General features: G+C 30.0%; 5 protein-coding genes. 3 read left to right on the top strand and 2 right to left on the bottom strand.

Annotation, left to right across the window (positions count from 1 at the left end; translation table 11 throughout):
* The first annotated feature begins 39 nt into the window (after positions 1-39).
* From RMN92_RS10320 to RMN92_RS10310, 3 genes are all read left to right on the top strand, one after another.
* Entirely contained in the window at positions 40-447 is a 408-nt protein-coding gene (locus tag RMN92_RS10320) for a hypothetical protein (protein WP_309609367.1), read from the top strand.
* An 81-nt stretch (positions 448-528) separates the two neighbouring features.
* On the top strand, positions 529-1785 hold the full coding sequence (locus RMN92_RS10315) for a DUF6161 domain-containing protein (protein ID WP_309609366.1): 1257 nt from the start codon (positions 529-531) through the stop codon (positions 1783-1785).
* Positions 1786-1892: 107 nt separating this feature from the next.
* On the top strand, positions 1893-2237 hold the full coding sequence (locus RMN92_RS10310; RefSeq protein ID WP_309609365.1) for a hypothetical protein: 345 nt from the start codon (positions 1893-1895) through the stop codon (positions 2235-2237).
* A gap of 147 nt (positions 2238-2384) precedes the next feature.
* On the opposite strand, the gene RMN92_RS10305 is transcribed toward RMN92_RS10310, so the two are convergent.
* Together RMN92_RS10305 and RMN92_RS10300 are read right to left on the bottom strand one after the other, a co-directional pair.
* Positions 2385-2837, bottom strand: a complete 453-nt coding sequence (locus RMN92_RS10305; RefSeq protein WP_309609364.1) for a GNAT family N-acetyltransferase — start codon at positions 2835-2837, stop codon at positions 2385-2387.
* 81 nt (positions 2838-2918) lie between these two features.
* A partial coding sequence (locus tag RMN92_RS10300) for a LysM peptidoglycan-binding domain-containing protein (protein ID WP_309609363.1) occupies positions 2919-4451 on the bottom strand: 1533 nt, incomplete at its 5' end.

Below are 4451 nucleotides of genomic sequence, written 5' to 3'. Positions count from 1 at the left end.
AAGCATGGTGAAAAAGAAATTATTTTTAAAAAGTAATTGATGTTAAAAAAAATAACAACCCTAGTATATTTAATGCTTTGCATTTCTTGTATTAGTCAAAATACATTAGCAGATAAAAAATATAAAGCAGAAGTTAGTGCGAGTTGCGAAAAATTTAAAAATGGTGGCGGTTGTATGATCTATAATTTTTGTATTTTAGAATTTGAAAAAAATATAGTTAAAGTTTCCTACATCACAAAAGCATATTGTACACCAAAAGAAATGGAGAATGATTATAAAAATAATGTATTACAAAAAACCGAATATAACTACACCATTAAAAACAATGTAGTTAATATTAAAAATTTTAATACCTATGGCAAATTGACTATAAAACAGAAAAAGCTTATTGGTCAAAAAGAAATGAATGATAATGAATTTTCTAAATTAGAATTCCTGTTACAATGAAGTGAAAGTCAGCTACACTAAAATAAATCCAAAAGTTTGTATAGGAGAACTTTTAAATGTCACAAAAAATCAAAAAAACCAATGACTACAACCGAATTAAAAAAAATAATAGCTGATTCCAGAAGCAAAGAATGGTTCATAAATAAAACTCAAGGAATAAGTTTCACATATATTAATTTCAATACAGAAATTAAGGGAGTAAGTTCAATGTATGAATTTTCAATCCAACAAATAAACGGTTGGGAATCCCTATCCTCAAATCTTCCTGAGGAATTACATTTTTCAAAAAATTATTTTATTGCAATTAAAGATTCTATTTCTCAATTTGTAGAATCCTATTTCGACCAAGAAAATAATACTTTAGATAGTTATTGGAACAATGTAATAAGTCAAATCAATAATCTTAGTCGTTATCCTTTAACATACAATTGTCCCGAATCTGAATTTTTAATTTCCGTTTATAAAAATTTGCCCAATTCTGTAACAGGAGCTTTTTATTACATTACCAATCAATTGAATTCAAATATAATAAATACTAAAAATTATTATGTAGGAACTCAACTTGCCTATGAATTTACAATGAAAGATCATACTGAAATTTCGTCGAGACGAAATGCAGAGAAATCTTCCATTAGTAATATAAGAAATGATTTCAATAAATATTTATCAAAATCTGAAAATGAAATTGTTGAACATTTATCAAATACAAATAGAAAATATGAAGAATACTCTGAAGCTATAGATAAATTTAAAGAAGCTAAAGAATTATTATTTACCGAATGGTTTGAAATATCAAAAACAGATTTTGATAGTTTTGATATTGAATCAAAACAAAGATTAATTGATTTAGAAAATACTTACCAAGAACAATTAAGATTACAAAAACCAGCAGAATATTGGAGTAAACGAGCGATTGCATTAAAAAAAGAAGGTTGGACAGCAATATATTGGTTGATAAGTATGATTATATTTACTTGTCTGACATTATATTGTTTACTTTGGTTAACTCCAGAAGGAATGTTATTAAGTTTTATGAATGGTCAAGCAAGCGCAATCAAATGGTCAGTTATCTATGTAACTTTTATAGCATTTCTAACTTATGGAATTAGGGCATTAAATAAAATTGCTTTTAGTTCATTTCATTTATCAAGAGATTCTGAGGAGAGAGAACAACTTACGTATGTATATTTAGCATTAATTAAAGACGGAAGTATGGATGAAAAGGATAGAAGTTTAATAATGCAGTCATTATTTAGTAGGGCCGACACTGGACTTTTAAAGGAAGATTCTTCGCCAACAATGCCAAATGATATTGCAGGAAAGTTTTTTGGAAAATAAAGAATCCCAGCTCTCCAAAGTGTTCCAAAAGAACGGCTAGCTCTGCGATGGTCTCCCGACCTCGCAGCAACATTATAAAACCAACTATAAATACAACCAAAAAAAACATGTACAAAATCATAGACGAAATAAATATATCAGGCAAAGAAGATTTTTTTACCTTAAATAACACAAAAAACGATGCCCACGTTACTATAAGTTTAGAAAAAGGAAGAATCACTTTTAATGATTCCTGCGGAAACACAATGCAAAACTATCCATCGGTAACCCGTATAAATTTTGAAGTGTTCAACCTTACAGAAATAGGACAAACCATTAACAGGGAAAATGGCAACATCATTGCCTATTTATCCACCTCCGATGTTCAGGAACTCGCAGAAAAAACATTCTATGAATATGGGCAAACTCGAGTGTATGATTTTATAAACCTTAAATTTAATATTGTTTTTTAAAAGCCAACAAAGCTTGGGCGCAATCGAACAAAGCTTGGGCGCAATCAAACTATGTATGGTCAAAAGTCGCTGACTTCGCAGCATTAACAAAAAAAGGGCAATGATGAATAAACAATCATTGCCCTATTTGTGCTTTCTTATAAAAATTTAGTTTACAACGCGTTTCATTTCAATATGTGGAATATCGTCTTCCAAATAGCTTTCTGAAGTAGTTATAAAACCATGACTTTCATAAAATTTCTGAAGGTATAATTGTGCAGAAATAGTAATGTTTTTTTGATTGTAATGGCTTTCTATCTGCGAAATGGCCTCAACCATTAAATTATTACCCCATTTTTTGTCACGGTGTTTTTGAGCCACAATTACTCTTCCAAGCGAAGCATTTTCAAAATAATCGCCACCTTTAAATAGTCTGCAATAAGCAACTAATTCATCATTATAATATCCTAAAACATGAACGGCTTTTTGATCTTTAAAATCTGTATCAAGATAAACGCAATTTTGTTCCAATACAAAAACTTCGTTCCTAAGATTTAAAATATTATATAATTCGGTAGTTGAAAGTTGATCAAAAGGTTTTGTTTTGAATAATAATTCCATGGGAAGAGTTGTTTTAAATACAAAGTGCATCCAATTTTGTTAGGATGCACAAAGTTAAAACTTTAAAAGTTTATTTTCGGCTTAACCGTTTATTTTTATTTTCATTCCTGGCAATAGTTTTTCTAATTTTCCACCATTTAGTTTTTTAATTTGAGAAACTGTAGTGTTGTGTTTTAAAGATATACTAAACAATGAATCGCCTCTTTTTACAGTGTAAGTTTTGGTTTTTTCTGTGTTTGAACTTTCTTTTTTTGATTTTTCAGCCACTGCGTTTGAGGTAGTTTCAATTTTAAGCTTCTCTCCTAGCCTTACGTTTGAATCTTTCAAGTTATTCCAGTCTTTTAAATCTGACATAGAAACATTATTTTTTGTAGCAATTTCAGATAAATTATCACCTTTTTGAACCGTGTAATAAATAGTTTTAGGTTTAGATACAATTACAGTTTCCAATTTAGCAGAACTATCACCAGAAACCTTTAAAACATCTCCAGTATAAACATTATTAGCTTCTTCTGCTAAATTATTCCAGCGTTTCAAATCGGCCACATTAATTTTATTTTCTCTAGCAATACTAAATAAATTGTCTCCAGCTTGCACAGTATATTCTTTCGAAATATTATTTTGTTTTAAAGAAGCCAATTCAATTTTGGACTCTTTGGATGTGATTTTTTTAACTTCGGCAACTAAAGTTTCTGGTTTTTGAACTTCAACAATTTCTTGCTCCGTTTGAATTTTAAGTCTTCTACCGAGTTGAACAGTATTATTACGCATATTATTCCAACGCTTAATATCCGACATTGTTACACCATATTTCTGAGCAATATCACCCAAGTGATCGCCACGTTTTACTTTGTAATATTGGTTTTTAGGATTTGTAGTATTTCCAGCCAATGCATTATCAATCGAAATATTTTTCTGAATTGTGTCTTTGATTTTTTTGGTTCTTACAATTACCTTTTCACGCTTGTTGAATTCATAATTGGCATAGGCATACATTTTATTTTCGTTGGATGTAAATAGTGCTACTTTATTCACTGGCAATCTCAAAAAATTAATGGTATTTGTTTTCCCAGGAACCACATTTCGTTTGTAAGATGGATTTAGATATTCAATTTCGGTAACTGGTATATCTAGCAAATCAGAAATTTGTTTAAAAGTCATTTGCTTTTGAATGGCAACAGTATCCGTAGCATAATGGTTGATTAATGGTTTTTCTGGTTTGATTCCATGTTCTTTATGATACTCAAAAATATACATAGTTGCAATAAATGCTGGAACATAGCCTTGTGTTTCGCGAGGTAAATTTTTCTTAATATTCCAATAATTGGTCAATCCGCCAGAGCGTCGAATGGCTTTGCTTACATTTCCAGCCCCAGAATTATAAGATGCCAAAACCAGATCCCAATCGTTAAAAATTTCATACATACCTTTCATATATCTGGCTGCGGCATCACTGGCTTTTAAAACATCGCTGCGTTCATCTACATAAGTATCAATATTTAATTTGTATTGTTTCCCGGTATGGTACATAAATTGCCATAAACCAGTAGCGCCCATTCTGGAAACTGCTTTTGGTTTCAATGCAGATTCTACTACAGCTAAGTATTTTATTTC

The organism is Flavobacterium sp. (assembly GCF_031363805.1).
Classification (GTDB): Bacteria; Bacteroidota; Bacteroidia; order Flavobacteriales; family Flavobacteriaceae; genus Flavobacterium.
This window is presented reverse-complemented; position numbering and strand designations above follow the sequence as displayed.